Raw genomic sequence first — 25,477 nt, 5'->3', positions numbered from 1 at the left:
GGCGGAGCGAACTGTCAGAATAGTCTGGCTCCCGCGCATTGCACGGGAGCTTTCAGGCTATTTTTTTAACGCACCTTGAAGCGTCCCATCAATGCAATAACCCGGCCATTCGCATCCAGCAGGCTCTGGGTGTTGTGCTCCGTGGCGTGGCCGCTTTGCACCAGTTCTTCGACCATGTGGCGGATGTGCACCATGCTGCGGTTGATTTCCTCGGTCACCGCGCTTTGCTGTTCGGCGGCGGTGGCGATCTGGGTGCTGAGGTTGTTGATATGGCTGACGGAGCCGGCCATCTCGTCCAGCCCCGTGTTGACCCGCGCCGTGGCGTCAGCGGCAGACTGGCAACTGGCCTGGGTGGCTTCCATGGCCGTCACCGATGAACTCACGCCGGTGGTCAGGCGTGCCAGCATCTCATTGATCTGCGAGGTACTGGCCTGGGTACGGGCGGCGAGGGCGCGGACTTCGTCGGCCACCACCGCAAAACCCCGGCCTTGTTCGCCGGCCCGGGCGGCTTCGATGGCCGCATTGAGTGCCAGCAGGTTGGTCTGGCCGGCGATGGCGCCGATCACGCCGAGGGTTTCAGTGATGCGCGCGGCGTCCTGGCGCATGTTTTCCACGGTGTGGGTGGCGCTGGAAACTTCGCCGATCAGCGCGCTGACGCTGCGGGAAGCTTCCCCGACCACTACCCGTGAACGGTCGGCATGCTCGTTGGCACGCTGAGTGAACGCGGCGGTTTCGGCGGCGTTCTCGGCTACGGTATCGGCGGTGGAGCTCATCTCGGTGATGGCGGTGACGGTCTGGTCGGTTTCCGAGGCATGGCGCACCAGGATCTGGTTGGTCTGGGCCGAGGTCTGCTGCAATTGCGCCAGGCTCGACGACATGGCGCCGGTGGCCAGGGTCACTTCGCCGATCATGTTTTGCAGGTAGACGATAAAGCGGTTCACCGAATGGCCAATCGCGCCCAGTTCGTCCTCGGCACGGATGGTGATGCGCCGGGTCAGGTCGGCGTCGCCGTTGGACAGCGCGTCGATATTGGTCTTCAGCGCGGTCATCCGGTGTACCAGTTGGCGGATGGCATACACCTGCAACAGCACCAGCAGCAGAATCATCGGGATTTGCAGCATCGCCAGCGTACCCAACACATCATCCCGCTGGGCGGTGATCAGAGAAGTCGGCAGCGCAGTAGCGAGGAACCACGGGGTGCCCTCGATCGGGCGCATGAAGAAGGTGCTGGCCACGCCCTGGTTGTCGAACTCACTGCGTTGCAGGGTTTGATCACGATGGGCCAGGCCGGCGCTGACCTGGGCGGCAAAGGCCGAGGTGCCGGCCAGTTCGCTGATGTTTTTCAACACCACCGGGCCGCTGATGCGTGTGCTGTTGCTGATGATCTTGCCGTCGGCTTCGACAATCAGCATTTGCCCGCCGAGGTCTTTTTCCTTGCTGGCCACCAGGTCGTTGAAGAAGCCCAGGGTCACGTCGATGGTGGCGACGCCGTAAGCTGCACCATCGCGCTGGATGGCCATGGCGCAGTTGGTGCGTGGCTCCTGGCTGGCGTCATCCTTGTAGGCCGCCGCCCAGGCGCACTGGCCGCGGGGCGAAGCGAGGCCGCCTTTGTACCAGCTCTGATCGTAGTAGTTGGGGGCTGCGTCGCTGTTCCAGAACGTATTCACTGCCAGCTTGCCCGAGGCATCGCGGTGCCAGAAGGTGCTGTGCTTGTTGCGTCCCGGCGTGCGCTGGTTGGGCAGGGGCCAGATGCCGCCGCCGAACACTTTCAATTCGCCGTACTGGTCCACCAGGCCGGGCAGCACCTTGTCGATGGCATCGCTGTCCAGCAGCGGGATGGTTTGGGTGATGCTGCGTTGCTGGGCCTGAACCTTGTTCAGCTCGCCCTGGATCTGCTCGGCCACTTCGGCAATGCGATTGAGGGCCACCTGTTCTTCGGTGTGGCGCAGCTTGGGGGCCACCAACTGTCCGATGCCCACGACCGTCAATACGAATAACAACAGGACGAACAGCACCAAAAACAGGGTGTAACGGGCTTGGATAGAGCGCAATGAGGGCATGGGGTCGTCCTTACGAAGCGTTTATTGTGCGACGCGGCTTTGTTAGAGCTTCGAAGGGCTATCGGCTTGGGAAGGGCGAGCTTTAGGTACTATGGTGCAAGAAAGTGCAATGAATAAAAAAGCCTGCACAAGGCTTCTATTTTGGGGGCCTGCGGTGTTTGATACGGGCCAGAGTTTCTAATGGATTCAACCGTAAAACATGGACGAAATCATCTACCAGGTCGTCAAGTGGCTGGGCATCCAGCATCACACGGTCAGAGGCACCACCTATAACTTCATGGCGTTTGTTTACCTGGCGTTGGCAATTGGCAGCGTCGTGGTTGCCAAGGAACTGGCCGCCAAGCGCAAAGCCCTGAAGGCACGAACCACCCAAGCGTTAACTGCGGCGCCATTGACCGCCACCTCGTTCGCCGAGGAAGGTGGCCAACCGGTCAAGAGCACTGGCACCCTGCGCCAGGACGCCGACGGCTATTCCGTCAGCGTCACGCGAAACAGCGTTGAGTCCCACAGCGAGCCATTGCGCTCGCTGGATGAGGTTGATACCTGGCTCAGGACTCACACTCCATTCATCCTGTCGGACTTTCGCCAGCGCAATTGAGTGGGGCTATTTGTCCAGCATCTGCATAACCGCTTCCGGGTAACGCAGCCCTGCCGTCGCATTGGCCGGGAAGATCGCCTCCAGCGCCGCCAGCTCGGCCGGGCTGAGCTTGACCTCCAATGCCGCGACGTTCTCTTCCAGGTACTTGCGTTGCTTGGTCCCCGGGATCGGGATCAGGTAATCCCCTTGCGCCAGCACCCAGGCCAACGCCAGTTGCCCGGCGGTCACGCCCTTGTCGGTGGCCAGGGCTTGTACCTGGTCCACCAGCAGCAGGTTCTTCGCAAAGTTCTCACCCTGGAAGCGCGGGCTGAACCGACGATAGTCATCCGCCGCAAAATCATCCGGGCTTTTCAGCGCGCCGGTGAGGAAGCCCCGGCCCAGTGGGCTGTAAGGCACAAATGCGATCCCCAGGCGCTGGCAAGCGGCGAGGCAACCGTTGTCTTCCTGGTCACGGCTCCATAGCGAATATTCGCTTTGCAGGGCGCTGATGGGATGCACTTTATGGGCGCGCTCGAGGGTGGCCGCCGACGCTTCACTCAAGCCCAGGTAACGCACTTTGCCTAGCTTGACCAACTCGGCCATGGCGCCGACGGTTTCTTCAATCGCCACTTCAGGGTCGATGCGGTGCTGGTAGTAGAGGTCCAGGGTTTCCACGCCGAGGCGTTTCAGGGTGCCGTCGATGGCGTCGCGAATGTACTCGGGACGGCCATTTACTCCACGCAACGCCGGGTTCGCCGGGTCACGCACGATGCCGAACTTGCTGGCCAGGAAGACCTGGTCGCGCTTGCCGGCGATAGCTTTACCGATCAGCGCTTCGTTGGTGTGGGGGCCGTACATGTCGGCGGTGTCCAGCAGGTTGATTCCAAGCTCCAGGGCGCGGTGCAAGGTAGCGGTGGCTTCGGCGGTATCGGTGCCGGTGGTGTAGAAATCGGTCATGCCCATGCAGCCGAGGCCGATGGCGGAAACCTGGGGGCCGTTTTTGCCGAGTTGACGTGTGTGCATGGGTCCAGCTCCTGTGTGGGGAAGGGCTCCATTGTTGCCCTCGACAAAAGCGGGATAAACCGGCTAAAACCACTATCACTATTATGAAATTCTAAATAATCCCTGAAGGAAACCGGCCCGTGGACCGTTTTAATGCGATGCGAGTGTTCGTGCGGATTGTCGAGCTGGGCGGGTTTGCCAAGGCGGCCGACAGCCTGCAACTGCCGCGCGCCTCGGTCACGATCCTGATCAAACAACTGGAGGCACACCTTGGGGTGCAACTGTTGCAGCGCACCACGCGCCAGGTCAGCCCGACCCTGGACGGTGCCGCCTACTACCAGCGTTGCGTGAGCCTGCTGGCGGACCTTGAGGAAACCGAGGCGGTGTTCTCCACCAGCCGCCGCAACCCGCGCGGCACGTTGCGTATCGATATGCCGTCCGGGATCGGGCGCTTCCTGGTGATTCCGGCAATGCCCGAGTTCACCACGCGTTACCCGCAGATTGACTTGGAAATCGGCCTCAACGACCGCCCGGTGGACCTGATCCGCGAAGGCGTGGACTGCGTGTTGCGCGGCGGCCTGGCGCTGGACGAGTCGCTGGTGGCCCGGCCGCTGGCGATGATGGATCAGGTGACCTGCGCCAGTCCCGGTTACCTGCAGCAGTTCGGCATGCCATCGACGCTGGAGGCGCTGGCCGGCCATCAAGTGGTGGAGTATTTCTCCAGCACCAGCGGCAAACGGTATGGTCTGGAATTTCAGATCGGCAACGACATCCGTCTGGTCGATCTGCCCAAGCAAGTCTCGGTCAACAGCGCCGACGGTTACCTGGCCGCCTGTGAAGCGGGTTACGGCCTGGTGCAGACGCCGTATTACCACGCCGTTCGCCAGTTGGAAGCGGGCACGCTGGTGGAGGTGCTGGCGCATCAGCCGCCGCCGAAGTTGCCGCTGACCGCGTTGTACCCGCCGCATCGCCAGCTGTCGCAACGGGTGCGGGTATTTGTCGATTGGCTGGTGGAGCTTTGCGCCCGGCCGGGCAACGGGTTGCAGCGTCAGCCTTGAGCCTTGCGGTAGGCGCCGGGCTGGATGCCGGTGACTTTATGAAAGGCGCGGGTAAAGGCTGCGACGGATTGATAACCCACGGCGAGGGACACGTCCGCCACTGTCTGGTCCTGCTTGAACAGCTGGCAGGCGTGGCGCACGCGCATCATCAGCAGCACTTGCCCCGGCGACTGGCCGCACAGTTCATTAAAGCGCTTGAAGAACGCCGAGCGCGACAAGCCGGTGCAGGCCGCCATGCTTTCCAGGGTCCAGGGATCGGCGGGGCGTGCAATCAACTGTTCCAGCAGATTGGCAAACGCCGGTTGCCGGGCCAGCGCCGCGAGCCCGCCGAGGTCGGTGTTGTCCAGCACCTGTTGGCGCAGCACGTACAGAAACAGCAAGTGGCACAGGCGCTCCAGCAAGGCGGGTGAGGGCGCCGGCGTGCGCTCGCATTCCTGCAGGATCAATTCGAACAGGTTGCGCGCAGCAGTCAGCGAAGGGTCACCGGCCCGCAGGACGATCCAGGCGGGCAGGGTGTCGACAATCATCGCCGACAGCCCGGACTGGAAATGAAAGAACCCGCACACCAGGCCCACGCCGTCACTCGCCTGGCTGTCCAGCGGGACCATTGGCGTGCGCGGGCATTCCTGGGCGCCGGTGGCGGTGCCATCGCTGGACAAGCGGTACGCGAGATCCCGCAGCAGGAATACCGCATCGCCGTTGTTCAGCGGATAAGGGGTCGAATCGCCCTCGATGTGCATCCAGCACTGCCCTTGCACCACCAGATGAAAACTCGCACTCGCCAGGCCATGGGTGCTGGCGTGCCAGTCGCCGCAGTAACGCCCGACGTGAAACAGGCTGGTGTTGAGTTCGAGGCTATCTAATAACCAATCGACGAGGGAGCTGGACGAATTCATCTAACGGAAAGACTCTAGAGCAAGTAATCGCTACTTTAGACTATTGAGCAGATTTTTTATAACCAACAGACTGGGTACACGAATCCATGAGGAGACCACTCCATGTCCCGCGTACCGATGCTAACCCTGGAAACCGCCCCTGAAGCGGCCAAGCCCTTTCTGGAAAATGCCCTGAAGGGTTCCGGGTTCATCCCCAATCTGTTGGCGGTGTTGGCCAATGCCCCGGCAGCACTGGAAACCTACATCACTGTCTCCGGCCTGAACGCCAAATCCGACCTGAGCCTGGCCGACCGCGAAGTGGTGCAACTGATTGCTGCCACGAACCACGGTTGCGATTTCTGCGTCGCCGGGCACACTGCCGTAGCGCGCAACAAAGCCAAGCTGCCGGAAGACGTGATCGACGCCCTGCGCCAACGCGGTGAATTGCCCAACGAGCGTTATGAGACACTGGCCGCGTTCACCCGTGAAGTGATCGCCACCCGCGGTGATGTCAGCGACGCCCGCTACGCCGCGTTCCGTGAGGCAGGCTACACCGACGGTCATGCGCTAGAGGTTATTCTGGGCGTCAGCCTGGCCACCCTGTGCAATTTCGCCAACGTGTTTGCGCGCACGCCGCTCAACCCGGAACTGGCGCAATACCGTTGGGAAAAACCGGCAAGCTGAAGGCGCGCAAGCGTTCGCGATGGTAAACATGCTGTAACAAGGAGAAACATGAATGCTTGACCCAATCTTGAGCCGTTGGCTCGATGTTCAAGCGCAGGCCCTGGATGTGGGCAGTTGCGATCCGCAGGAAGTGCTGCCACGGCTGGCAGAGGCCAATGTATTACGTATCGGTGTGCCCAAGGACCTCGGCGGCCTGGGCGGCGATGTCACGGGCGCCATAGAGGCGATTGCCGATGTGGCCAGCCATTCCCTGGCGTCGGCGTTTGTGTGCTGGGGCCAACGCTCGTTTATCGAGTATCTGCTGCAAAGCCCTAATCAGCGCTTGCGTGAGCAACTGCTGCCGGACCTGCTGAGCGGCAAGCTGGCCGGGGCGACCGGGCTGTCCAATGCGATGAAATTCTTGTCGGGTATCGAGTCGCTGCAAATCAGCGCCGAGCCGACGGATGACGGCTGGAACCTCAACGGCCGCCTGCACTGGGTGACCAACCTGCGCAAGAACGGGTTTGTGGTGGCCGCCGCCATCGAGCATGCCCAGGGCGGCGCGCCGTTTATCCTGGCGATCCCCGATTCGGTGTCCGGCCTGCAACGTTCCCGTGACCTGGAACTGTTGGGTCTGCAATCGAGCAATACCGCAGCCCTGGGCTTTGAAGCGGTGGAACTGAGCCGCGATTGGTTGCTGCATGACGATGCACGCAAGTTCCTGCCGGCCGTGCGTCCGGCGTTTCTCGGTTTGCAATGTGGCATGTCCATCGGCCTGGCGCGGCGCTCGCTGGCGGAGGTGGCGAATCACATGGGCTCCAGCCGCACCGTATTGCGTGAAGAGTTGGAAGTGCTGCGTACCTCGCTGGAGCAGGCGGTCAATGACCTCAAGAAAGGTTTGCTGAGCGGTCGCTTTGGTACCGAGCCGGTACCGTTATTCCGCCTGCGCATTGCCCTTGCGGAAATTGCTGCCAGCGCTGTGCAACTGGAGCTGCAAGCCAGCGGCGGCAAGGCCTACCTGACCGCCCACGGCAGCGGCTTTGCCCGGCGCTGGCGCGAGTCGGCATTTGTACCGATCGTGACCCCGAGCCTGGTGCAGTTGCGCACCGAGTTGAACCGTCAGGCGAATCTATGAGCCAGGCGGTATTGCACGCCCGGGGGATTTGCCTGGGGTATGCGGGCAATTCGGTGCTGGAAGGTTTCGACCTGCAATTGCAGCCCGGCGAAGTGGTGTCGATCCTCGGCCCCAGCGGTGTTGGCAAGTCCAGCCTGCTGCGGGTGCTCGCCGGTTTGCAGGCGCCTCAGGGCGGCAGTATCAGCCTGCTGGGCGAGCCGTTGAATGGCCCGCATCCGCGGGTGGCGGTGGCGTTCCAGGACCCCAGCCTGTTGCCGTGGTTGAGCCTGGAAAAGAACGTCGCCTTCGGCCTGGATTTTGCCCGCCAACCGCACCTCAGCCCGCAAGAGCGACGCAGCCGGATTGACCACGCGATCAACGCGGTGGGCCTGGAACACGCCCGTCAGCAGTTTCCGGCAGCGCTGTCCGGCGGCATGGCCCAGCGCACTGCGCTGGCCCGCTGCCTGGCCCGCCAGCCGCAGGTATTGCTGCTGGACGAACCCTTCGGCGCCCTGGATGAAGTGACCCGTGCCGACATGCAGCACCTGCTGCTCAAGGTCAATCGCGAGCAAGGTTCGGCGGCGGTGCTGATCACTCACGACATCGACGAAGCGCTGCTGTTGTCCGACCGGATTCTGCTACTGGGTAACCGCCCGGCGCGGACCCTCGGCGAATGGCGGATCGACCTGCCGCAACCGCGGGAAGAACAGGTGGAAGCCATCGGCACGCTGCGCATCGAGATTCTCAAAACCCTACGGCAGGCGAGCCGCAACGACCCCCAACCCACTGAACTGCTGGAGCCCTGCCATGTGTCTGGATGACCTCACTCACTCGCGCCGTGATTTTCTCAAACTCTCGGCCGTGCTCAGTGCCGCCGGTGCCTTGCCGCTGCTGAGCAGCTTGCAGGCCCGCGCGGCCAGTGAGCCGGACGCACCCGTACGCATCGGCTACCTGCCGATCACCGACGCCACGCCGCTGCTCGTGGCCCATAACAACGGCCTGTTCGAAGCCGAAGGCATCAAGGCCGAGCGCCCGGTGCTGCTGCGCAGTTGGGCCCAGGTGATCGAGGCGTTTATTTCCGGCCAGGTCAACGTGATTCACCTGTTGTCGCCGATGACGGTTTGGGCGCGTTATGGCAGCAAGGTCCCGGCCAAGGTCGTGGCCTGGAACCACGTGGGCGGCTCGGGTTTGACCGTGTCCCCAGGCATTACCGATGTGAAGCAATTGGGCGGCAAGTCGGTGGCGATTCCGTTCTGGTACTCGATCCACAACGTGGTGGTGCAGCAGCTGTTCCGTGACAACGGCCTGACCCCGGTGGCCCGTGCCGCCGGCAGTGCGATTGCGGCCAACGAGGTCAACCTGATCGTGTTGCCGCCTTCGGACATGCCGCCGGCCCTGGCCAGCAAACGCATCGACGGCTACATCGTCGCCGAGCCGTTCAACGCCCTGGCGGAAAACCTCAACGTGGGCCGCGTGCAGCGCTTTACCGGCGACGTGTGGCGCAACCATGCGTGCTGCGTGGTGTTCATGCATGAGCACGACCTGACCAACCGCCCGGAATGGTCGCAGAAGGTCGTCAATGCAATCGTCAAGGCCCAGGTCTGGACCCGCGACAACCGTGAAGAGGCGGTGAAGCTGCTGTCCAAGGATGGCGAGAACCGCTACACGCCGCATGCCGAACCGGTACTGCGTAAAGTCCTGGCGCCGGCTGCCAGCGACCGCGCGGCATACCTGGCCGACGGCGCGATCCAGCACGCCAACTGGGACGAGCACCGCATCGACTTCCAACCCTATCCATTCCCCAGCTACACCGAGGAACTGGTGCGCCGCCTGAAAGACACGCTGATCGAGGGCGACAAGAAATTCCTCGCCGACCTGGATCCGGCGTTTGTCGCCAAAGACCTGGTGGACGACCGCTTCGTGCGCAACGCCATCGCAGCGGTGGGCGGCATGAAGATTTTCGGCTTGCCGGAAGGCTTCGAGCGGCACGAGGAGATTGGCGTTTGAACAACGGCAAAACCTTGGGGTTGCCGGGCTGGTTGCTTGGCTTGAGCGGGCTGGCAGGGTTGTTGTTGCTCTGGTGGCTGGGAGTGAAAGTGTTTGGCAGTGCGGACGGTTTGTCTGCGCGGTTTTCGCTGTCGGCGACCCTCGCCAGCCTGTGGGAATTGCTCGGACGCAGTGAGCTGTACCTGAACATTGCCGTGAGCCTCAAGCGGATCTTCGTCGGGCTGTTCCTGGCGCTGCTGATTGGTGTGCCGTTGGGCTTGCTGGTGGGCAGTTCGCGCAAGCTGGAGGCGGCGACCACGCCGGCTTTCCAGTTTTTGCGGATGATCTCGCCGCTGTCGTGGATGCCCATCGTGGTGATGTTGATGGGCGTGGGCGACCAGCCGATCTACTTCCTGCTGGCGTTCGCGGCGGTGTGGCCGATTCTGCTGAACACCGCGGCGGGTGTGCGTCAGCTTGATCCGCGCTGGTTGCAACTGAGCAAGAGCTTGAGCGCCACACGCTGGGAAACCTTGCGCCGGGTGATTATTCCCGGGGTGATGGGGCACGTGCTGACCGGCGTGCGCCTGGCCATCGGGATCCTGTGGATTGTGCTGGTGCCGTGCGAGATGCTCGGGGTCAGCGCGGGGCTGGGTTATTACATCCTCGACACCCGCGATCGGCTGGCCTATTCCGAGCTGATGGCGATGGTGCTGCTGATCGGCCTGTTGGGGTTTGCCCTGGATGCGTTTGCGCGGTGGCTGCATCAGCGTTGGGTGCATGGAGGGTAACAACCTCATGCAAAGGCTCGGAGGCTTTCCGGGCCTTTGCGATTGGCTCAGGGTTTCACATAGATGTGCAGGTCGCCGGGAAGGTCGCCGGGCTGTAACGGTTTGTTCGGGTCTGGCACATGGGTATGTGCTTTAAGCCCGATGCTGTGGTAAGGCATGTTCTTGTTGTCAAACACCCCGATACCGATGCTTTCCGTGAGCTCCGCCAAGCCGGGAACACCTTCGGAGGTGTTCATGTGCGCGTGCCCCACCAATGCGACCCACTTTTCGGTGCCTGAGTTCGCCTGGATAGTTTCAGCAGCGTAGTAGTTGAACTCCTTGAGTCGCTTCTCGGAGTTGATCCCGGTCTGGGTGCGATCACGGGATTTATCGTATTTGTGTCGCGTCAGATAGTAATGATCGAGGGGCAGGAGTTCTATTCCATTGGCCTCAAGTTTGTTCTTGAGTTGCTCAAGTGACGGATGTGTGCGACGAGTCCCGCTGCTTCCGAGCATTCCGATTCCATCATCAATGGGGCCATGGAGCATGTCGATATACCCTTCCAAGTAGACTTTTTTGACACCTTGGTCCTTTAACGTACTGACGTTGTCGAACAGAGCTTTAAAGCTGGCCATCTGCTTGTGAGATTCTCCAAATACCAGCCCGCTTGATGTTTTAAGTGCCTCCTTGATCAGGTCGCCTACCGCGAGAGGTATCGGCACTTCGGGTATAACAGGGCGAGGCGGTATGCCGTCGATATCGATAGCCTTATAGTAATCCTTCATTTCCTGCTGAAACTTGTCCATGGTTGCCTGGCGGGTATCTGTTTTGAAGTGGTCTGCTTCCAGTTTTCCTTTCATGGCTTCCGCATAAGTGCCTTCCGGTAATGGTTTCCTGACTTTACGCGGGGGGATGATTACGTTTATCGGGTTGAATCGGTGAGCGCCCCGGCTCAGCGGCGCGTAAGGGTTCGGAGATGGAGGCATTAGCGTGTCACTGGATTCGAACGGTTGCAGGGGGCTGCCATACGGTTGCTGTTTCTGTGCATTGAGGGCGTACCATTTGCCGTTAACCTGCACAGCGCTCCCTTCGACAGTCTGCGTGCCCACCTTGAAGGTGCCGGTAGCGGCGGCTTCAAACCGGTCACCGGGGACAATAAGGGCTGTGTTATTGGTCGTGCCCTTTAGTGTTCTCATGCTCTGGCTGGCAGCGTTTGCTCCCTGGAGGCTGAGTTTTCCAGCGCCTATCGCCAAATCGCCAAGGCCGCTCAGCGGATTGAGTTCCGAGAGGGCGGCAGCCCCGAAAATCTTGCTGACCTTAAGCGCTTTGCTCACTGCGCCGCCGGCCGTACCCAGCGTCTTTCCGGCCTTCGCAACGGCGCCCACGCCTGCTGTGAGCAAGCCCAACGCATCAAATGCCAAGTCAGAGAACCCGTCTTTATAGTGGCCGTTACTTAAGTTGACGATGGCTGACCTGAGGGGAATAAGGTCGAGGAAAAAATTGCCGATGGTGCCAGCGACGGCCTCTCTATGCTCATCCGGGGTACTTCCGGCGGCCTGCTGTCTTATCGCATCGAGGTCGAGCCCCTCGACGATCGAATCCGCGAGGTATTCTGCCCGCAAATTCTTGAACAGGTTGGGATTAAACCCCTCGAGTGGGTTCTCCTGCTTTATATAATCGCGCTTGGAACCGAAGGTGGAGAACTCTTCTATTCGGGTGACTTCGTCGGCAATCTTTTGGTCCCCGCGCGTGATGATGGAGTTGCCGACTTTTCTGATGGTGCCTTTTTCAGTATCGAACTCGTAGGTGGACAGGTTTTCCTGGTTTTTTGTGGTGACGAGTATTTTTTTGCTGGTATGGAAGAGCGTTTCTCCAGCGAGTGGAACCCAGCTGACTCTGTAGGATTTTTCTTTGTAGAAGTTCAGCTTCCCCAGCCGCAAGTTGTTTTTGTCATCCGGTGGAAGGTTGGCCAGGGCATTCAAGGTGGAATATTTTTTGACGGTTTTGTAGTCGCTTATGGTCTGGCTGATGGCGTTGTCAAAGGTGTCGGGGACTTTAAAGTGCGGCCCTTGGGTAAACGCTGCAAACGCATCAAGGTCGACGCCTTGCGATCCAGGCTTGAGCGCCCACTCGGATGCGTTTATTTTTTCGCCCTGCATGGTCAGGTCCAGCATGGAATAAGGACCACGAGTGGGGATCATCTTGTTGGCGGTTTTGTTGGGCTTGAGAAGCACCTTCTCTTCAAAGGGCACGCCTTTTCCGAATTTTTCCTTGAGCAAGTCCAGCGCTTGCTGCTGGCGGGTGGGCAGCGGGGCGTCAAGCAGGCTGGAGGCGTGTTTGAGTTTTTCCAACTGATGATTGAAGGCATCCATCGCTGTATCGATGTCCGCTTTTTCGTAAAGCGCAACGTCTTTCGCCTCAAGCACACCGTTGACGATGGCCCAATCCAACAGAGCGGCTGTCTTGGCCGACTCGGGAGCGGCGCGGCTGGCGTCGGCGGTAATCATGACTTCGGCAAAGCTCATGTTCGCCACCCTGCCGGGAGACTCGGCTTCGATGGCCGCCGCCGCGATGCACAGGTTGGCCCAAGCCTGGCTGCCGTACACCACGCTGTCGGGAATATCCTTGATCAAAAATTGTGGCGCTGTCCGCATCAGCAGCAGGTGGGCGCCAAGCGTGGCGTAAGGGGATGACGCTTTGCCGGTGTCGCTCAGGTGCTGGCGCAGGCCGGCGACAATCGACGAGACGGGTTTGCCCCAATGCTGTTTTTGTGTCAGGTCAAAACCGGCTACTTGATTGCGATGAGGTTGGGCTATGGACTCCTGATCCAGGTCCAGGTTGATGGCTGCGAGTACGTAATCACTCACACTGCTATCGGTCGAAATGCCCTCCAGCTTGATCTGCAAGGCCTCTCCCAATGCCTGGCCACGGTGGGAGCCGATAAGGGCTTCCAGTGATTTGACCGGGTCGATCGAGGCGTCGTTGGGGAGCGGCAGGTTACTGTTCAGAAACTCCAGCAGCCCTCCCTGCCGGCTGACTTGCGCAGAACCCGGAGCGTTATCGGCATGTTCTATGGCGGCTGCCAGCAACGCGTTCTGCTGACTCGTGCTCAGGGGCAGGGGCCAAGACAAGCCACCGCCCAGGTTTCCCCATGGATGAGGTTGTGAGCGTGCCGGCGTCTGCCAGTTTTTTCGGTCGCCCAGGGTGGTTTTCAGCGCTCTCGGGGCATCAGGATTCGGTGGCTCAGCTGCAGGATCCTCATGGTCCGTTGCGCTTTGTAATATTTCATCGGGGTATGACGGGATAACGGGGAGTGGTATCGGAGGAGGGGGAGGTGGCGGATAGATAGTGGAGGAAAGAACGGAGTTACTGACTATTGAGGTCATCGTGAACACCTTCAGGCACGCTCATTCAGGAATGCGCCTTTCAGGAAAACCTCCCTGCTTCCTGGACGCTCTTCCTGAGTGTCGGAAACAGGGGTGGCGGCTCCGCCTGGACAGTGTTCAAGTTGTCAGAAAATGTACGAATGACGATCAGCGATGGTAATACCCTGGTCCGCCGTCGTAGTAGCGATGGTCATGCCAACCGCCACCGCCGTGGGGGAAAATAATGCAGCCGCTCATGCTCAACATGATCAACAAGGGAATCAGCAGTGTGATTCGACGAAGCATTTCAAAATCCTCTAGGGTACTCACAGGTTCAATCAGGCGTTGGGCAAGCCAAAGTTTTTCATCGCCTGTAACATGAGACCCCGCCGACCCCATTCCATCCCCGCCAATGGGTATGTGCTTGGTGTGGTAGTCGATACAAAGTGGATACAATTTTTTTAGCTTCAGGACCCCGTCATGACCCAAAAGCAACGTTTGAAATACTCGATTCTGATTTCCCTGCTGGTGCTGGGGACGATGTTTGGCCTGTCCTACTTGCAGAACAATGGCGTCATCAGCGAAAAAACGTTCCAGTACATCGCCATTGCCGTAGCGGTGACGGTGGTGGTGATCAACGGCGTGATGCGCCGCAAGGTCAAGCCCAACCTTTGAGTCAGGCCCGGCTTTCCAGGACTTTGGCAGCCTGCTCGTGCAGGCTGTAGCTTTTGTCGGTGTTGAGGGTGATCACGCCCTCGGCGCACAGGCGCTTGAGCACCTCGCGTACGCTTAGAAACGACAGCGGGATGCCCAGCTCCAGCAAGTGGCTGTGCACGCCGCGCACGCCGAGGGTGCGCTGGTTATCGGCCGCAGTCAGCAGCGCGTCGATGACCTTCAGCCGAATCAGGCTGGTGCGCAGGCCGAAACACTTGAGCAAATGACGAATGCGCTGGTTGCCATGCTCCGGCGCCTTGCCGAACGCCTGGTTGCCGGTGCTGAAACCTCCGTCATGCATGGATGAGTGTCCTTCCGTGGGCGGTTGCGGGTTGTACATGCAAAAACTCCTTATCAGAGCCTGATCAGGAAAATGATGGCGCTCTTAGTTAATAAGACGTACGAGCAGCCGAAATCATGAAGCGCGGGATGTAGAAATTTTGTCGGTAACATCCTGGAGACATACCGACATGTCCGAATAAACATCTGCGGCTGCTAAATTATTCCCGGTTTTTACGTCTTAACTGAGGTGTTGGCGAAGCTGTCCCTCGTCACGGTGTTTAATTTGGCTGTGGAGTCTGCGTGATTATTTCCAACGGGTTGTTCAGAGTGTGCGTGGCTGGGGCGTTGCTGGGGCTGAGTGTTTCGGCCACGGCGCGGGTGCAGGAGCAACAGACCACCGCGGAGATTCGGCGTACCAGCTTTGGTGTCCCGCATATCCGGGCCAACGATGAGCGTGGGCTGGGTTATGGCATTGGTTACGCCTATGCCCAGGACAATCTGTGCCTGTTGGCCAATGAGGTGGTGACCGTCAACGGCGAGCGCGCCAGGTACTTTGGCCCTGAGCAGGCGACCCAGGAAGGGCGTAATAACCTGACCAACGACGTGTTCTTCAACTGGCTGAACACACCCGATGCCGTTGCGGCGTTCTGGAAGGCGCAACCCCCGGCGATGCAGCAGCGCATTGAAGGGTATGTTGCCGGCTATAACCGTTATCTCAAGGAACGCACGGCCCAAGGCTTGCCTGCACAGTGCCAGGCCGCGTGGGTACGGCCGATCACGGCCGAGGACCTGGTCAAGGTAACCCGCCGGTTACTGGTGGAAGGTGGCGTCGGGCAGTTTGCCGAAGCGGTGGTGGGCGCCACGCCGCCCAATGCCGTGGCTCAGGTGGATGCCAAGGCATTTGAGGTCGCAGCCGCCAATCAGCAACGTTTTGCCCTGGATCGCGGCAGCAACGCCGTCGCCGTCGGCCGCGACCGTTCGTTCAACGGCCGCGGCATGTTGCTGGCCAACCCGCATTTTCCGTGGATTGGCGGCATGCGTTTCTACGAGATGCACCTGACCATTCCCGGCCAGCTGGATGTAATGGGCGCCGCCTTGCCGGGCCTGCCGGTGATCAACATCGGCTTTAACCAGCACGTGGCCTGGACACACACCGTTGATACGTCCAAGCACTTCACCCTGTACCGCCTGACCCTGGACCCGAAAGACCCGACCCGCTACCTGCTGGACGGCAAATCCCTGCCCATGGAAAAAACCAGCATCAACGTGCAGGTCAAAGCCGCCGACGGCAGCACCAAGGAAAAGTCCCGCACGGTCTACAGCTCGCAGTTCGGCCCGGTGGTGCAATGGCCCGGCAAGCTGGACTGGGACAACAAATATGCCTTCAGCCTGCGGGACGCCAACCTGGGCAACGACCGCGTTCTGCAACAGTGGTACGCGATGAACCGCGCCGCCAACCTCAAGGAGCTGCAAGACTCGGTGCACACCCTGCAAGGTATCCCGTGGGTCAACACCCTGGCGGCGGACGATCAGGGACAGAGCCTGTACATGAACCTGTCGGTGGTACCGAACGTCAGCGCGAAAAAACTCGCGCAGTGCAGCGACCCCCGGGTTGGCCTGCAATTCATCATGCTCGACGGCTCCCGCAGCGCCTGCGCCTGGGACGTGGACCCGCGTGCCGCCCAGGCCGGGATCTTCCCGGCCGATCAACTGCCGCAACTGCAGCGCACCGACTACGTGCAGCACTCCAATGACTCGGCGTGGATGGCCAACCCCAAGGCGCCGCTGACCGGATTCTCGCCGGTGATCAGCCAGGAGAAAATCGGCCTGGGCCCACGTGCCCGTTTCGCTTTGCAGCGCTTGCAGGAACTCGACAAGCAGCCGATCAAGGCCGCCGACTTGCAGAACATGGTCATGGACAACCAGGTGTATCTCGCCAGCCAAGTCATGCCGGACCTGCTCAAGTACTGCGCGGGTGCCGACGCCGCCGTGAAATCCGTGTGCGACAGCCTCAAAAACTGGGACCAACGCGCCAACCTCGACAGCGGCCTGGGCCTGGTGCACTTCATCAACCTGGCGGAGCAACTGGCGCAAGCGCCCGACGCATGGAAGGTGGGTTTCAACCCGGCACAACCATTGACCACGCCGCGTGGATTGGCGATTGAACGCGCAGGCGTGGCCAAGGCGCTGCATGAAGCGATGCTCGCCTCAGCCGCCGACGTAGCCAAACGCGGGCTGACCGCCGACAGCCGCTGGGGTGACATCCAGGTCTCGGGCCAAACCCCGATCCATGGCGGCCCGCAAGAGCTCGGCGTGTACAACGCCATGCAAAGCGTGCCAAGGGCTGACGGCAAGCGCGAAGTCGTCAGTGGCAGCAGCTACTTGCAGATCGTGACCTTCGACGAGAAGGGCCCCAATGCCGAAGGCGTGCTGGCGTTCTCCCTGTCCAGCGACCCGGCGTCGAAATACTACAAGGACCAGACCCAGGCCTTTTCCGAGAAAAAACTCAGCCCGTTGCCGTTTACCGAACAGCAGATCAAGGCAGACCCGCAGTACCAATTGCAGGTTATCCGTGACAAGGAAGAAGCCGGGCGGTAGGGTAGCCCACCGGGAAACGATGCCCCTTGAGAGAATATTTTTTGAAATCAAGGGGTTGCAAGCCCTGGCAAATGAGTACATAATTGCGCCCATCGAACGCACTGAAGCATTAAAAACTTCAATGTTTTCAATGAGATAGAGTAGAGGCAAGCTTCACATAGCCCACTCAAGTTTGTATGCGGTGAATGTCGGTTGTAAGGCATTGATCGTTTGAGGCCGAGTAGCAAAATGGTTATGCAGCGGATTGCAAATCCGCCTACGCCGGTTCGATTCCGACCTCGGCCTCCACTCTTAGAAACCCCGTAGATTAGCGTCTACGGGGTTTTTTATTGGCTGGGATTTAGCAAGTGTTCCGCAACGCTACGTGATTTTGATCGAAGGCACCTACGTTGAAAACGTGGGCTGGCTTGATTGCACCGAGCGCTACGTCCGTCCCCATATCCTCCACTACATGGATCCGCCTTGCTGGCAGATGGCCGGTTATGGCGTAGATTTTCCCTTTGAGAATTACGAACGCATGGCCGACTTCATGCGGCGCTGCAAAGGGAAGGTGATGGTCAGCGTCAATGACCATCCTGACATTCGACGTGCTTTCGAGAGCTTTCATTTTGAGACCGTGGACATTCGGTACTGCAATCAAAATCAGCGGCAGGGTAAGGCCGAGGTTAGCGGCGAACTTGTGATCATGAACTGGGAGCCGGCGGCGTTAGGGGGGCTGTTCTGACGCTCGTTAAGAGTCCTCCGGCGGCAAGGGTAGCAGTAAGTTAGCTCCCTGATTTTTCACGTTACCAACAGCTTTACTTACCGCATACCACTCAAAGTCATCAACAGGCTGACAGCATTCCTTCGCTATTTCCTCGGCGCGACCCGGAGTAAGGCTGGGGTCAATCCATTCCCTGGCATGCTCGGGGGGCAGCACCAACGGCTTGCGGTCGTGGATATCTACCATTCCCTGGTCACTGACGGCGGTGATGATTACGAATCCGTCGCCATCATGGGGATCCAGGCCGGGGTGAACCTGTGCGAGTGCGCCAAAGAACATCGGTTTCTGACTCTTCAGGCGAATGAAGTAGGGCTGCTTTTTCTTCGGATCGCCCGGGTCTTTGACCCACTCATACCACCCTTCACTCGGGACCAGAGCTCGGCCATTCGGCCAAAGCTGTTTGAAGAACTTTCCCGTGGTGACCGTTTCTACGCGTGCGTTAATTGGGTCAGGGCGCTTGCTTTTGGCCCAGAACGGCGCCCATCCCCATTTGACTGCATCAATATGCAGTCCATCCTCTGCGGCGTGCAGCAACTGCACCCGCGTCGACGGAGCGACGTTGTAGCGATCAATGGGCTGAGCGTCGTAACCGCTGAACAGCTCTATCTGCGGGCTCAGTTCTTCGATGAAGATCGCCATCCCCTCGTACTGCACGAATCGCCCGCACATACGCACCTCCCGTCTGTCGAAATCCCCTACAGATAAATTGACCGTAAGCGTCCTACAAAGTTAACTGTACATTCGTACAGTATTTGCAAAGGCAGCATCATGAGCTTCACCATTTTAGGTCCCATTGCTGAGGTAGGCGCGAAGCTGCCTTTGTGCTCTTTCCAGGTTCCGGCCGGCTTCCCTTCGCCGGCAGCGGACCACATTGAGCAGCACATCTCATTGGATGAGGTTCTGAATATCCGTGCGCCGCATGTGTACTTGGTAGCAATCACAGGAGAAAGCATGCAGGGGGTTGGGATCTTCGACGGTGACCTCGCGGTGGTGGATCGCGCCATTGAGCCGGCCCATGGGCATGTGGTGGTGGCGCTGTTGAACAATGAGCCCGTCTGCAAGCGCCTTTGCAAGCGCGGCCGGGAGGTGGTTCTGCTATCAGAAAACCCCAAATATCCGGCGCGCTACGTTCTTGAAGGCGACGAGCTGTCAATCTGGGGCGTGATCACCAGCACAGTGCGCAGCCATGTCTAAGCAAGAGCCGACCTTTGCGCTGATCGACTGCAACAGCTTCTATGCCAGTTGCGAACGGGTATTCCGGCCAGACCTGGCGAAGGTGCCCATCGTGGTACTGAGCAACAACGATGGCTGTGTTATCGCCCGTAGCTACGATGCCAAGCCCTTCATCAAGATGGGCGAGCCGTATTTCCAGATCAAGCACAAGCTCAAGCAGCACGGCATTGTCCCGTTCTCCTCAAATTACGCGCTGTACGGCGACATGAGCGAGCGCGTAATGAGTCTGATTGAGGCGATGGTGCCGGCAGTTGAGGTGTATAGCATTGACGAGGCATTCGCTGATCTGACCGGTATAAGCGGGCTTGATGCTTTGGGCCGACAGATTCGTGCCCAGGTGCTTCGCTGCACAGGCATCCCTGTCGGAGTAGGTATCGCTCACACTAAGACTCTCGCTAAGTTGGCAAACCACACCGCGAAGCGCCTGCAGTCCCAAACCGGCGGGGTGGTCAATATCACCGATCCGGTTAAGCGTGACTGGGTGCTGCGCAATACGGATGTGGCAGAGGTGTGGGGTGTTGGCCGCAAAATGAAACTCCATCTCGGAGCCTTGGGCATCAAGTCGGCCATGGACCTCGCTAAGGCGGATCCGTGGACGCTCCGGAAGAGGTTCAGCGTTGTGATCGAGAAGACCGCCAGGGAGCTGGGCGGCACGTCCTGTCTGGAGTTAGACGAACCCGATCCTCCAAAGCAGGAGATTTGCTGCAGCCGAATGTTTGGCAAGCGGCTGACGGAGCTGACTCCGATCAAGGAGGCGGTGGCCACCTACATGATGCGAGCCTCCGAGAAGCTTCGCGTTCAGAACTCGCTGTGCAAGAAGGTGCGCGTGTGCATCCGTACTGGCATGTTTAACCCGGAGGAAGCGAAGTACGCGAACGGTGTGGTGGTGGATATGCCGTATCCCACTGACGACGTGCGCTTGCTCACTCAAGCAGCGGTTGGTGCGCTAGATCGCATATTTCGGCCAGGCTTTAAGTACAGTAAGGCAGAGGTTATGTTGCTCAATCTTTGCCAGCCAGGTGAGTACACTGATGATTTGTTCGCTACGTCTCAGCCGGTTGAGGCAACGCGGGTGATGAACGTCCTGGACCAGATTAACGAACGATGGGGCCGAGGAACTCTGCGTTCGGCCAGTGTACCGGTTGACCCGGATTGGGGGATGCGCCGAGATATGATGAGCCAGAGCTATACGACCAAAGTTGATCAGCTTTGGAGCGTTGAATGCAAATAGTTTGGTAAAGTAGGATCGTTTACTCTCTCAGGATCAATCGCTTTGATTTGATCAGTACCTGCGCAGATATCGAGATCTTACCTGATAAGGATTTCACAGAGGTCTATTGTCAATAACGTTGATGGTTATAATTTTAGTTCGAACGTCTAGAAATTCGTATATTGCTCGTCCTTTTTTGATCATTCCAATATCCGACGAATAAAGAGTGTCAGCGAAGGATGCTAATGCCACGTGGTTTGCATCACTAGTCGCAGAGGTAAAGCGACGGTTAAGCTTTAAGTCGCTGTCGTTAAAGTAGCCAATTACGTTTAATACATTATATGCAGAGATTATTTTGCTTGATGTGGGTATGCAGCCATTCAAGTTAGACGGGATGTAATTTATTCCTAAGAAATCTTCAATTGAAAAATTGCGCCCTTTATATCCATCAAGATCTTTGTGAAGGCTCCAAATTTTTTCAATTATTTTTGGGCCTTTAACGTTGTTTAGCTCTAGCGGTCCTATGCCAACCTTGGCTCTATAAGTATTTATCATTGAGGCGTTATCGTCTCTTTGATAGTTCAACATCATTTTGGTGGAAAGCTCTTGTATCGTTTTCTGGTGCTGGAGGGTTCTCGATATGTAGTTATTGAGCTTAGTTAATTGCTCGCTCGTAAGCGTGTCGGTATTCGACTTTTTTTGCATTAGCTCTTCTAAAATCATTATGAAGTCGGAGCTTTGTTGTTGGTCCAATTCTTCAATGCTCGGCAGAGATTTGTCTCCATGGAATTTTCTCAGAGTGTTATTGGTTGCGGTATAGATTTTGTCAATAATGTGTAGTTGTTCACATAATCTGGCGTACTGCTCAAAGGGATCTGCATCTGAAATAATCGCATCATTAGTACTTTGATGGTTTTCATCTACGAAAATTTTGAAGTGCATTGCGTTCAATTTTTTTAGTTTATTTAAGAAGTCATTCTCTTTTCCTTTACTTCGCTTGATTTCTCTAAGCGTTTCATCGGAGTACACTACTTGTTGTTCTTCGAAGATTTTCTCGAATGCGGATGTTTCGGGGTGGCGTAAAAAATAGTTTAAGATATTGTGATCTAAGTATGCGGTTGGTTTCCCCGTATAGTTATGTTTTGGTTTGATCATAATGAGCCCTAGGGTATGAGTTTATGGTACCTTAAGACTAGCACCTTAGGCTTACGACAAGGAAAGTCTGATGTTTCGAATGCTTGTGTTTTTGGTTGCGACCTTTGGGGCGGTTGCCAATGTGCACGCGGACAACGTTTCTCCGTGGGAGCCAGACCAAGATATTGAATTGTTTTACACTGAGTACTGCTCAGCACCAAATCTCGAAAAGCACTTCTTCCCATCGCTGGATCCGAAACAGTTGGCAGGAATTACACGACTCATTTCAGAGGTCTTGTGGGCTGACATATCGGAGGACTTAGTAGGGCGTCAAGGTGCTTCCACAAAGGTTGTTGACCGACTACGGGCGTTGGGGCACCCAGTGGCCCCTGCCTTCACAGACGTGCTCCATCAGGCTACTCAAGAACCTATGCGCAGCAAATACGTGTTTGCATACAACGCGAATGTGGACCAGCGAGATTACGCCATTGAAGCTTTTGGAAAATTGGGAAAGAGTGATGCTCAGTTAGGGGGGGCGATGGTCGCCGTGTTTGAGTGTCGTATCATTCGCAATGTGAAAACCATGGATCCGTTTGTGGCCCGGCGGGTGGGTCAGATTAAGGCTATATCACTCCCTAAAACTGCGACACGCTTGAACAACGTGAGCTCCGGTAACGGCTACTCGGAACGCGACTGCAGTTGCGGTGGAGGAAATTTTTGTTATGGGCCCCGGGGTGGGCATTACTGCATTACATCGGGTGGGAAAAAGGCTTATGTGAAGCACTAATAGAGCTGCAATAGTTTTCATGTCGCCCATCATCAGTATTGAATGAGCCTGGCATTATTTCTGGCCTATCGGGTGCATACCACTCATAGCTGACTGTCGATTCGTTCAGGTCTAGTGAATAAATAAATAATACTGAAGTTACTATGTTAATTGCATTCTTGTGATATCAATTGAGAGCCTATATCGAATTGGTAATGCCGAATTTATTTCGTCCTCAGGGATCTCTTGGATGAAAAAAGGAAATTTCTTGGAGATACGATGCATCAGAAGATGTATGAACATGCCCTCAGTAATTTCACGGACAAAATCTACAATTGCGACCACCTCTTCCCCGATGGGACGAGGCTCGGCTATACCTTGTCCTTTTAAGTACCATGATGGTTTTTGTATCTGACCATTCGGAAGGACCCGGAAATTTTCAACTACGGTTTTTGTTATTTTGGGGTGCTCGTGAAAGTTGCGCAGTTCAATCAAGTAGCGCACCCCTGCTGAGTTATCACGTACAAATGACAAAATAGGTGATGTCTCTCCTAGTACATCCGCTAGGCTCTGAGAGAGGTGATCAAAGTTAGAATCTATTTTCCTAAGCTGTAAAAATATCGCTGGTAATTCGCACACCAGCTTGATGGCTCTATTTATTTGTACTAAAAATGTTCCGCAATCAAGTTCTAAATCATCAACCTGGGGAAAGGGATTTAGGCCGCGGCCGTGATTATCTCTGGATATGCCATGCTCAGTGATTTTTATGATGATTTCATCAATGCGGCTAGAAAGTCTCGTAGCCAGTGTTTCGCATGCAAGCAGCAATTCTTTGCAGCCGTGCAAATGCAAGACCACTGCTGCTTTATCGAGATCTTCGTCGAACATTGCGGAGTCAAGCATCTCCCGGGCTTGTAAAAGTACACGGGCTACTGTCTGGTTGCTAGATCCCACATCGGCTACTGGGGAAACCACCCAAGGCGCGTCTGGATTCGTCTGGTCGGGATCAATTGATTCAGGCGACTGAACTCGAAAGGTTTTGTCTTGCTTGTAAATTTCCAAGAACGAGCCGCAGGAGCACATTGTTGTGATTGGCCCAGTTCCTTCTTGCAGCTCCATTGATCCCGCTGCGTTTCGAGAAGGTTTTGTCTTTGTGCGCGGTGTTTCGCTCATCGATAGCCCCACGAATAGACGTCAATTGATGGATAGCTGTATCTCCTCTATTTCAGTAGATACATTTAGGGTCGATTCCCGCTCACTGCACTCTATCACTTGGGTCTGCTTCTGGCTGAAAACGACCCGTCAGTAGGTTTGATATCGCCCATCATTAGGCTTGCCTGACGCGACCGAGAATTCTGGGCGTAGAGGCAGGTTGGTTAAGAGGTGATTGCTTGGCTCATCGTACTGCTTGGGCAGGCGGGAACCTAGACCGTCGCATGGGGCAAAAATGGGGCAAACCATGGGCCAATCTATGCCATTCAATGCCAAATATGCATTTATGCAATCTGCTATGAGTGAGTGACGCAGCCAGCAACCACGGGCCTTTCTCTTAAAATCTTCCACATACCCCTACACAATCGGGGTGTGCTTTGCCGCATGGTAGCGCGATTCATTTTTTGAGTATTGTGCATGAGCCAGCGTAAGAGTGAATGGCTTCAGACTCATGGTTATAGCCGTAGTAGCGTTGCTTGGTCCAGTCGATATAGAAGAATCCGGTTCCCATTTGACCACGTAGTATCAGGAAACCACTGCTGTCCGCCAATCCAGGATCTGAGTACAAATAAATGTCTCGCTGAATGTTTACGAAGTCTTTTGAGTAAGCTGTCTTTTCTTTGAAATTGTAAAAATTCTGCCCCTCCCCATACGAGTAGCTAGTTCGGCTGCCACTCTGGGTGATAGTGACCTTGCCACCATACTCGAACAAATGAGCTGCAGATCCTGGAAGGTCGAGTGTCTCAATGCCTGCGCGGTAGTGCTCATCGGGAGTACAGAGTATCAGCGCCGGAAGCGGTGAAGTCGCCGCGCTTGCGTCGATGCAGAGGGCAAAAAACGCTGAAATAGTGATGCGGCATTTCACTGTATGGGTCCTCACTGAAAGCTCTCGTTCTCGGGCAGGGCTTACCTCGGTTCTAGGCTTTGACATTAGCGCACCTTGAGCCTCGCTTTGACTGGTCCATCATGTTTGTCCTGAGGGATAGCAGGTTCAGCAAAGCAATGATTGCTTAATATTTGCTACAAGAACTGCGTTCAAGGGAAAAGCGACTAGAGAAATCAGACCATGAGCAGAGCCCTACGTCCAATCCATCATCGAATTGATTGAGCTGGCCGGGTACTTGGGTGTGTTGAGCTGGAAGCTTGTCCAGCGACGACTACTGTTAGGTTCTGAACCTCTAAGGGTCGTAATTCAATTCCGCAATCAAAATTAGGACTCGCGCCGGCCGGGCGCTCCAGTCTTCCTAGATACTCTCGCTTGCGGAATTTAACTGCCTCTAACTTATTGAAAAATATGAATATTTTATAGGGATTGCAAATCCGCCTACGCCGGTTCGATTCCGACCTCGGCCTCCACTCTTAGAAACCCCGTAGATTAACGTCTACGGGGTTTTTTATTGGCTGGGATTCCATGGGAATACCTCGGCGGGGACTTACAGGATGGTTTTTTTGAGAGAAACAGAGTATTCGTTTCGGGCCGGAATGACGCCGGATCTCAAAGTGCCTCACAGGGATGGAGACTAAAAAGATGCTTAAAATTACTGTTCTGCCGTTATTACTGGTTTTTTCGGTGACATGTTTTGCGGATTTAAAGCAATCGTCCCCGGAAAATGTATGTGCGTTCCTTTCTGACTCGGGGCTGAAGGGTCGAAAGTGGACTGATTACGGTGATGGTACATCGGGATGCGCCAGCAATTACAAGGACATCGGCGGCGGGGCTCCGCTGGCCAATAACTTGGCTTATTACGCGACAGGGAGCGGCTCGACGGTTGATCAGGTAAAGCTCGTGTTGAATTTCAACCAGCCCAAATCACCCGGTGCCTCAATACAAGCGCTCGGAAAAGCGGCGGAGAAGCTTGCACCGAAAGCGCTTGGAGCGCCGCTGCCAGCCTCAATCAAGAAGGCCATCGTGCTTGGTCAGCCGGAAACGGTAGAGGTCGGGACTGGAACAGTGGAAGTACTTCGGGACGAGTGGCCGACCGGAAAGGGCTATGAGGTTCATGTGGTGATGAAGTGACGGAGCAGGCTGCCGATTTGATGAGGGGTAAAGCGGGTAAAGGGGACTGATTTATTTTATTTCAAGTAGTTCAGCCCCCAT

At 57.0% G+C, this 25,477-nt stretch carries 23 protein-coding genes, 1 tRNA gene and 1 pseudogene; 15 read left to right on the top strand and 10 right to left on the bottom strand.

Annotated features, from left to right (window positions below; genetic code table 11):
- Nucleotides 1-65: 65 nt before the first annotated feature.
- Nucleotides 66-2,060: a methyl-accepting chemotaxis protein gene (locus HBJ59_RS24200; RefSeq protein WP_076013897.1), complete on the bottom strand. Its 1,995-nt coding sequence runs from the start codon at nucleotides 2,058-2,060 to the stop codon at nucleotides 66-68.
- Between the two features lie 199 nt (nucleotides 2,061-2,259).
- On the opposite strand from HBJ59_RS24200, the gene HBJ59_RS24195 reads away from it, so the two are divergent.
- The gene (locus HBJ59_RS24195) at nucleotides 2,260-2,658 is read left to right on the top strand and encodes a hypothetical protein (RefSeq protein ID WP_167664980.1); all 399 of its coding nucleotides are present in this window, start codon (nucleotides 2,260-2,262) and stop codon (nucleotides 2,656-2,658) included.
- A 6-nt stretch (nucleotides 2,659-2,664) separates the two neighbouring features.
- On the opposite strand, the gene HBJ59_RS24190 is transcribed toward HBJ59_RS24195, so the two are convergent.
- Nucleotides 2,665-3,660, bottom strand: a complete 996-nt coding sequence (locus HBJ59_RS24190) for an aldo/keto reductase (RefSeq protein ID WP_167664979.1) — start codon at nucleotides 3,658-3,660, stop codon at nucleotides 2,665-2,667.
- A gap of 119 nt (nucleotides 3,661-3,779) precedes the next feature.
- Here HBJ59_RS24190 and HBJ59_RS24185 point away from each other — a divergent pair, with 119 nt between their 5' ends.
- Nucleotides 3,780-4,697, top strand: a complete 918-nt coding sequence (locus tag HBJ59_RS24185; protein WP_167664978.1) for a LysR family transcriptional regulator — start codon at nucleotides 3,780-3,782, stop codon at nucleotides 4,695-4,697.
- Here HBJ59_RS24185 and HBJ59_RS24180 read toward each other — a convergent pair.
- Nucleotides 4,688-5,593 (bottom strand): AraC family transcriptional regulator, encoded by a 906-nt coding sequence (locus HBJ59_RS24180; protein ID WP_167664977.1) that lies wholly within the window; start codon nucleotides 5,591-5,593, stop codon nucleotides 4,688-4,690. The genes HBJ59_RS24185 and HBJ59_RS24180 overlap by 10 nt on opposite strands.
- A 102-nt stretch (nucleotides 5,594-5,695) precedes the next feature.
- Between HBJ59_RS24180 and HBJ59_RS24175 the strand changes: the two genes are divergently transcribed.
- From HBJ59_RS24175 to HBJ59_RS24155, 5 genes are read left to right on the top strand one after another with little or no spacing between them, the layout of a single operon-like run.
- Nucleotides 5,696-6,256, top strand: a complete 561-nt coding sequence (locus HBJ59_RS24175) for a carboxymuconolactone decarboxylase family protein (RefSeq protein WP_167664976.1) — start codon at nucleotides 5,696-5,698, stop codon at nucleotides 6,254-6,256.
- A gap of 52 nt (nucleotides 6,257-6,308) precedes the next feature.
- Entirely contained in the window at nucleotides 6,309-7,370 is a 1,062-nt protein-coding gene (locus HBJ59_RS24170) for an acyl-CoA dehydrogenase family protein (RefSeq protein ID WP_167664975.1), read from the top strand.
- Entirely contained in the window at nucleotides 7,367-8,170 is an 804-nt protein-coding gene (locus HBJ59_RS24165) for an ABC transporter ATP-binding protein (RefSeq protein WP_167664974.1), read from the top strand. The genes HBJ59_RS24170 and HBJ59_RS24165 overlap by 4 nt, the downstream gene beginning before the upstream one ends.
- Nucleotides 8,157-9,356 carry an ABC transporter substrate-binding protein gene (locus HBJ59_RS24160; RefSeq protein WP_167664973.1) on the top strand — a complete coding sequence of 400 codons (1,200 nt, stop codon included), beginning with the start codon at nucleotides 8,157-8,159 and terminating at the stop codon, nucleotides 9,354-9,356. Before HBJ59_RS24165 ends, HBJ59_RS24160 begins: the two co-directional genes overlap by 14 nt.
- A 14-nt stretch (nucleotides 9,357-9,370) precedes the next feature.
- Complete coding sequence (locus HBJ59_RS24155) at nucleotides 9,371-10,123, top strand: ABC transporter permease (RefSeq protein WP_172834573.1); 753 nt, start codon at nucleotides 9,371-9,373, stop codon at nucleotides 10,121-10,123.
- 47 nt (nucleotides 10,124-10,170) lie between these two features.
- On the opposite strand, the gene HBJ59_RS24150 is transcribed toward HBJ59_RS24155, so the two are convergent.
- Together HBJ59_RS24150 and HBJ59_RS24145 are read right to left on the bottom strand one after the other, a co-directional pair.
- On the bottom strand, nucleotides 10,171-13,488 hold the full coding sequence (locus HBJ59_RS24150; RefSeq protein WP_256670886.1) for a membrane-targeted effector domain-containing toxin: 3,318 nt from the start codon (nucleotides 13,486-13,488) through the stop codon (nucleotides 10,171-10,173).
- Between the two features lie 147 nt (nucleotides 13,489-13,635).
- Complete coding sequence (locus tag HBJ59_RS24145; RefSeq protein WP_010171564.1) at nucleotides 13,636-13,773, bottom strand: hypothetical protein; 138 nt, start codon at nucleotides 13,771-13,773, stop codon at nucleotides 13,636-13,638.
- A 174-nt stretch (nucleotides 13,774-13,947) separates the two neighbouring features.
- On the opposite strand from HBJ59_RS24145, the gene HBJ59_RS24140 reads away from it, so the two are divergent.
- A complete protein-coding gene (locus HBJ59_RS24140; protein WP_003207574.1) occupies nucleotides 13,948-14,142 on the top strand; it encodes a hypothetical protein in 195 nt (64 codons plus the stop codon).
- Nucleotide 14,143: 1 nt separating this feature from the next.
- On the opposite strand, the gene HBJ59_RS24135 is transcribed toward HBJ59_RS24140, so the two are convergent.
- Nucleotides 14,144-14,521, bottom strand: coding sequence for a fe2+ zn2+ uptake regulation protein (locus tag HBJ59_RS24135; protein WP_076013904.1), 378 nt, complete (start codon nucleotides 14,519-14,521; stop codon nucleotides 14,144-14,146).
- Nucleotides 14,522-14,763: 242 nt separating this feature from the next.
- On the opposite strand from HBJ59_RS24135, the gene HBJ59_RS24130 reads away from it, so the two are divergent.
- The 3 genes and pseudogenes from HBJ59_RS24130 to HBJ59_RS24120 all read left to right on the top strand — a co-directional run.
- Nucleotides 14,764-17,061, top strand: a complete 2,298-nt coding sequence (locus HBJ59_RS24130) for an acylase (protein ID WP_167664972.1) — start codon at nucleotides 14,764-14,766, stop codon at nucleotides 17,059-17,061.
- Between the two features lie 214 nt (nucleotides 17,062-17,275).
- A tRNA-Cys gene (locus tag HBJ59_RS24125) sits at nucleotides 17,276-17,349 on the top strand.
- An 85-nt stretch (nucleotides 17,350-17,434) separates the two neighbouring features.
- Nucleotides 17,435-17,785: pseudogene (locus HBJ59_RS24120) on the top strand (DNA adenine methylase); the annotation flags it as partial.
- 6 nt (nucleotides 17,786-17,791) lie between these two features.
- Here HBJ59_RS24120 and HBJ59_RS24115 read toward each other — a convergent pair.
- Nucleotides 17,792-18,493, bottom strand: a complete 702-nt coding sequence (locus tag HBJ59_RS24115) for an SOS response-associated peptidase family protein (protein ID WP_167664971.1) — start codon at nucleotides 18,491-18,493, stop codon at nucleotides 17,792-17,794.
- Nucleotides 18,494-18,592: 99 nt separating this feature from the next.
- On the opposite strand from HBJ59_RS24115, the gene HBJ59_RS24110 reads away from it, so the two are divergent.
- Nucleotides 18,593-19,018 carry a LexA family transcriptional regulator gene (locus HBJ59_RS24110; RefSeq protein ID WP_167664970.1) on the top strand — a complete coding sequence of 142 codons (426 nt, stop codon included), beginning with the start codon at nucleotides 18,593-18,595 and terminating at the stop codon, nucleotides 19,016-19,018.
- On the top strand, nucleotides 19,011-20,288 hold the full coding sequence (umuC, locus tag HBJ59_RS24105) for a translesion error-prone DNA polymerase V subunit UmuC (RefSeq protein ID WP_167664969.1): 1,278 nt from the start codon (nucleotides 19,011-19,013) through the stop codon (nucleotides 20,286-20,288). The genes HBJ59_RS24110 and umuC overlap by 8 nt, the downstream gene beginning before the upstream one ends.
- 93 nt (nucleotides 20,289-20,381) lie before the next feature.
- Here the strand turns inward: umuC and HBJ59_RS24100 are convergent, their stop codons facing one another.
- The gene (locus tag HBJ59_RS24100; RefSeq protein WP_167664968.1) at nucleotides 20,382-21,422 is read right to left on the bottom strand and encodes a hypothetical protein; all 1,041 of its coding nucleotides are present in this window, start codon (nucleotides 21,420-21,422) and stop codon (nucleotides 20,382-20,384) included.
- A 70-nt stretch (nucleotides 21,423-21,492) separates the two neighbouring features.
- Here HBJ59_RS24100 and HBJ59_RS24095 point away from each other — a divergent pair, with 70 nt between their 5' ends.
- Nucleotides 21,493-22,188 (top strand): hypothetical protein, encoded by a 696-nt coding sequence (locus HBJ59_RS24095; RefSeq protein ID WP_167664903.1) that lies wholly within the window; start codon nucleotides 21,493-21,495, stop codon nucleotides 22,186-22,188.
- 141 nt (nucleotides 22,189-22,329) lie between these two features.
- Here the strand turns inward: HBJ59_RS24095 and HBJ59_RS24090 are convergent, their stop codons facing one another.
- Complete coding sequence (locus tag HBJ59_RS24090) at nucleotides 22,330-23,340, bottom strand: hypothetical protein (RefSeq protein WP_167664967.1); 1,011 nt, start codon at nucleotides 23,338-23,340, stop codon at nucleotides 22,330-22,332.
- Nucleotides 23,341-23,776: 436 nt separating this feature from the next.
- Nucleotides 23,777-24,244 carry a hypothetical protein gene (locus HBJ59_RS24085; RefSeq protein ID WP_167664966.1) on the bottom strand — a complete coding sequence of 156 codons (468 nt, stop codon included), beginning with the start codon at nucleotides 24,242-24,244 and terminating at the stop codon, nucleotides 23,777-23,779.
- A gap of 663 nt (nucleotides 24,245-24,907) precedes the next feature.
- On the opposite strand from HBJ59_RS24085, the gene HBJ59_RS24080 reads away from it, so the two are divergent.
- Complete coding sequence (locus HBJ59_RS24080) at nucleotides 24,908-25,396, top strand: DUF6030 family protein (protein WP_167664965.1); 489 nt, start codon at nucleotides 24,908-24,910, stop codon at nucleotides 25,394-25,396.
- The last annotated feature ends 81 nt before the right edge of the window (nucleotides 25,397-25,477 follow it).

Origin of the sequence: Pseudomonas sp. AN3A02 (genome assembly GCF_011765255.1) — a bacterium.
Classification (GTDB): domain Bacteria; phylum Pseudomonadota; class Gammaproteobacteria; order Pseudomonadales; family Pseudomonadaceae; genus Aquipseudomonas.
This window is presented reverse-complemented; position numbering and strand designations above follow the sequence as displayed.